Below are 4079 nucleotides of genomic sequence, written 5' to 3'. Positions count from 1 at the left end.
CTTACTGATACAACTGGACAGAGGGCGATGGGGCAAGATGCTGGACAAATCATTGGCTCTCTCAACCGCAACACCGCTACAGCCCACCAAGCAGTAGGACAGCTAGATGTCGCATCGCTTGAGGGGGTAGTGCATAATCGCGTAGATATGATCAATGATTTATCGGATGAAGAATTTAATATCTTTGAACAGGGCTTTGTAAACATGTTTATCAAAGAGCATTATCTGGCTACCGTGGATCACGATGAAAATGGCAATGTGATCTATGCAACCGATGAAAATGGGGAACCTATAGAAGATAGCCATGGAAACCCGCAGCCGCAATATCATTATTTAACGCCTGAAGAACAACAGAATTTACAAAAAGGTTCTGATGGCAAGGTTCATGTTTTCCTCAATGGTATTCTTACAACACCAGATGAAGCAGCCCATAATGCGGTTCAGTTGGCTGATAACAAGAATGATCCGCACTATTTTCTGATGTTCCCTCATAGCGATTCGCTCTTGGTAGAGGGGTTCATTGCAGGGTATCAGTATTTTCTAGAAGGTAAGTTGGGTGCTCTGACCAATTCGACGAAGAAGTACCAGAATCTGTTGTATAGCCTTGGCAATATAGGATTGCATACTGATGCGCATAGCCGCGGCAGTATGACAGCGGGCAATGGATCGCATGATTTAGAAAAGCATGGTGTTCATGGTATAGCAAAGAAAACAACGATTAATTTCTTTGGACCAGCTTATAATACTCAAAACATGGCAGATACGTTATATATCTTAAGTGATGGAAAGCAGGATTATGTAAACTTGGAAAATCATAAATATGACGTTGTGGGTACAAAGATTGGCAAAAATCCTTACACTTTTGAACAAATACCTCCTGGAAGTGGTCCCTGGAAAGAGAGAGGGCAAATATTTAAGGGCTACCCAAGTGTTCATGCTTGTTATGGTCATGCCGGTGATGCTTGTACATGGCGCTACGGTTCACCTAATCGTACGCCAATTTATTCAAAATATTCAGGAAGAAAAAAATGAAGAAAATCTTGAAATTATTAAGTGGTCTCATTCTGTTAAATATTGCTGGATGTAACATTGATAAGCCTGCTCCAGGGTATTTGAGTATGTGGGAGAAAAATAGTGTTACTGATTTTACGGAGATAGGAAAAGCCCTATTAGAATGTGGCATGCCAACGCCTTATGATATCGATCCAGAAAACCAACAGCAGAGTATTAATGCTAAAGCAACAACTTATGCTTGCATGCTCCAATCAGGATTCCGCTATAAAGATGAAGAAGTAGCAAGAGCGGGAGGGCCATGTTATACTTTTAAAGAGAAAAACTTGCCCATTTGTCGTCTAGGCGCTGTTGTTCCACAGCGAAGTGTCAAGAAGCGCTTAAACAGCCCTTTTTGTAAAAAATATAAAAATAGTCGCAAATGCCAGCCTTAAGTTTTGCAGCTAGTGATGATCAACAATCCGCCATCCTTGCCTTCACTTGGAATGGCGCGATTGTTTCCTCACGCACATTATTTAACGGATGAAGAAAAGCAGCATTTACAAAAAGGTGCTGATGGCAAGGTGCATGTGTCCTTTAATGGCATCTTTACTCCACCAGAGGAAGCCGCTGTTTATGCGGTTCAACATGCGAAGGATAAAAATGCACCGCTTTATTTTGTGGTGTTCCCAGAAGCCGATTCTGCTATCTCAGAACTTTTGGTCGCGGGCTATCAGAAGTTTATGGAAAATAACTTTTGGGGTTTGACCAATTCAACACAAGAAGCAAAAGATTTGGTGTATAGCCATGGTATTACAGGGTTAGAACTTTATGGACATAGCCGTGGTACCATGACATTGGGGAATATGCTGAATTCTTTCAAACAAGAAGGTGTGCACGGTATAGCCGACAACACGAATATCAATTTCTATGGACCCGCCTTTAATGCTTTAGTTGCATCCGGTCTGTTAGGTTATGTGAGTGATGGCAAACAAACCACTATTGGTTTTGATGGGAATAGATATGACTTTGTAAGCCGATGGATTGGCGGCAATGGCTATACTTACGAGACAATACCTGCTGGTAGTAACTGGTGGAAAGAAACATGGAATATGTTCTCAGATCCCATAAATCCCCATACCTGTCTTGGAGACGCGGGCGATAAGTGTAACGTGCGTTATGGCTCATCTCATCGTGAACAAGTTCCTTCAAGTAAATCATGGAGTAAAAAATGAAACAAACCTTAAAATTATTAAGTGCTGTAACTCTATTCAGTATCGCTGGATGTCAGTTTAATAAGCCTCCTTCAGGATACTTGACTGCTTGGGAGAAGCCAGGAGCAGATTTTACTGAAATAGGAAAAGCATTATTAGAATGTGGTATGCCAACGCCTTATGATGTATTTCCAGAAAATAGAAAGCAGAGCATCAATGCAAAAGCAACAACTTATGCTTGCATGATTCAATCAGGATTCCGCTATAAAGATGAAGAAGTAGCAAGAGCGGGAGGGTGGTGTTATACTTTTAGAGCCGAAAACTTGCCCATTTGTCGTCCAGGTGCTGTGATCCCGAGGCCCAGTGTCAAGAAGCGCTTAAACAGCCCTTTTTGTAAAAAATATAAAAATGCACCTGAATGCAAACCTTAAGTCTTGCTAGTGATGATCAACAATCCGCCCTCCGTGCCTTTGCTTGGAATGGCGGGATTGTTTCCTCAACCAACCATTTCAATATTGTTCACCGTTGTTTTAAGCAGCGGTGACAGGAAATATCAACAGGTTTATGAGCTGTTTTATCGTAAAGAAACCCACTGAAGGAGGGGAAGAATGAAGAAAGTCTTGCAATTATTGAGCGGCATAGCTCTGTTAAGTATAGCTGGATGTGAGTATAAAGCTGAGGTTCCCTTATCAGCTTGGGAATTATGGGATAAGCCTGGTGCAAATACAATTGATATAGGGAAAGCGCTGTTAGAATGTGGCATGCCAACACCTTATAATCGTGATGAATACAACAGAAAGTTAGACGGAAATGCGAACGCATTAATTGAAGCTTGCATGGTTCAAGCAGGTTTTAGATATAAATCCGGATATTTGAGTTCGTGTGAGTTTTTTGATGCTCGTTTTCCGATTTGTCATTCAGGTGCTGTCATTCCTCAAAGAAGTGTTAAGAAACGCCTGAACAGCCCCCATTGTAAAAGAAATAGAAACAAGCCTGAATGTCTACCGTAGTTTTTTGATGATGGTATGATTAAGAGTAATCTTTAGTTTTTTTATCTTTTGCATAAGTGTGTGGGCCAATTGTATCGGCACTCAACATGTTTCAAATTGGTATGGACAGAGGAATATAAAACATCGACAAGCTTATAAGCAATCTTATGATAAAAAATCATTGAAGGAGAGAAAAAATGAAAGCAACTTTAAAGTTATTGAGTGGATTGGCTTTGCTTATTATAGCTGGATGTTTTCCAGGTCCTTACCAGGCTGTGGATGTATTAGAGAAGCTAGGAGAAGATAAGATTGAGATTAAAAAAGCACTATTAGAATGTGGAATGCTGAATCCTCATGATGATTATATGATGGATTATAGAGAGTTAAGTATAAATGCGAATACATCTATTTATGCATGTCTAACCCAAGCAGGTTTTCATAGTAAATTAGGAGGGAAGTGGAGAGATCGGTGTAGAAATTATAATGCCGAAGATCTTCCGATTTGTGTGCCAGGTGCTGTCATTCCAAAACGAAGTGTCAAGAAGCGTTTAAATAGCGCTTATTGCCAAAAATATAAAAATAAACCAGAATGCCAACCTTAAGCACTGTTTGTGATGATCAACAAACCGCTATCCTTGCCTTCACTTGGAATGGCGCGATTGTTCCCTCAATCCATCATCTCAATATTGTTCACCGTTTTTTTAAGCAGCGGTGACAGGAAATATCAACAAGCTTCCGAGCTGTTTTATTGTAAAGAAACCCACTGAAGGAGGGGAAGAATGAAGAAAATCTTAAAACTATTGAGTTGCATAGCTCTGTTAAGTATCACTGGATGTGTTAACTCAATTCCCTCACTTTCTCCAGCATTATGGAGAAATAAAATACT

7 protein-coding genes are annotated in these 4079 nt (G+C 40.3%); all 7 read left to right on the top strand.

Going from position 1 to position 4079, the window contains the following annotated elements; genetic code table 11:
- A partial coding sequence (locus ACFILY_RS09105; RefSeq protein WP_375637923.1) for a filamentous hemagglutinin occupies positions 1-1032 on the top strand: 1032 nt, incomplete at its 5' end.
- On the top strand, positions 1029-1445 hold the full coding sequence (locus ACFILY_RS09100; RefSeq protein ID WP_375637924.1) for a hypothetical protein: 417 nt from the start codon (positions 1029-1031) through the stop codon (positions 1443-1445). The genes ACFILY_RS09105 and ACFILY_RS09100, both read left to right, overlap by 4 nt.
- Positions 1446-1460: 15 nt before the next feature.
- The gene (locus ACFILY_RS09095; protein WP_375637925.1) at positions 1461-2225 is read left to right on the top strand and encodes a filamentous hemagglutinin; all 765 of its coding nucleotides are present in this window, start codon (positions 1461-1463) and stop codon (positions 2223-2225) included.
- A complete protein-coding gene (locus tag ACFILY_RS09090) occupies positions 2222-2635 on the top strand; it encodes a hypothetical protein (RefSeq protein WP_273790553.1) in 414 nt (137 codons plus the stop codon). The genes ACFILY_RS09095 and ACFILY_RS09090 overlap by 4 nt, the downstream gene beginning before the upstream one ends.
- Complete coding sequence (locus ACFILY_RS09085) at positions 2623-2748, top strand: hypothetical protein (protein WP_375637926.1); 126 nt, start codon at positions 2623-2625, stop codon at positions 2746-2748. Before ACFILY_RS09090 ends, ACFILY_RS09085 begins: the two co-directional genes overlap by 13 nt.
- 64 nt (positions 2749-2812) lie before the next feature.
- Positions 2813-3214 carry a hypothetical protein gene (locus ACFILY_RS09080; RefSeq protein ID WP_026500687.1) on the top strand — a complete coding sequence of 134 codons (402 nt, stop codon included), beginning with the start codon at positions 2813-2815 and terminating at the stop codon, positions 3212-3214.
- 176 nt (positions 3215-3390) lie between these two features.
- Complete coding sequence (locus ACFILY_RS09075; RefSeq protein WP_026500686.1) at positions 3391-3795, top strand: hypothetical protein; 405 nt, start codon at positions 3391-3393, stop codon at positions 3793-3795.
- Positions 3796-4079 lie beyond the last annotated feature (284 nt).

Source organism: Bartonella sp. CL25QHWL (assembly GCF_042195335.1).
In the GTDB taxonomy this organism is placed as follows: Bacteria; Pseudomonadota; Alphaproteobacteria; order Rhizobiales; family Rhizobiaceae; genus Bartonella.
This window is presented reverse-complemented; position numbering and strand designations above follow the sequence as displayed.

Coding starts and splice junctions, on each gene's coding strand:
- ACFILY_RS09085 (WP_375637926.1), top strand. CDS start 2,623: ATGCAAACCTTAAGTCTTGCTAGTGATGATCAACAATCCGCCCTCCGT.
- ACFILY_RS09090 (WP_273790553.1), top strand. CDS start 2,222: ATGAAACAAACCTTAAAATTATTAAGTGCTGTAACTCTATTCAGTATC.
- ACFILY_RS09075 (WP_026500686.1), top strand. CDS start 3,391: ATGAAAGCAACTTTAAAGTTATTGAGTGGATTGGCTTTGCTTATTATA.
- ACFILY_RS09100 (WP_375637924.1), top strand. CDS start 1,029: ATGAAGAAAATCTTGAAATTATTAAGTGGTCTCATTCTGTTAAATATT.
- ACFILY_RS09080 (WP_026500687.1), top strand. CDS start 2,813: ATGAAGAAAGTCTTGCAATTATTGAGCGGCATAGCTCTGTTAAGTATA.
- ACFILY_RS09095 (WP_375637925.1), top strand. CDS start 1,461: ATGATCAACAATCCGCCATCCTTGCCTTCACTTGGAATGGCGCGATTG.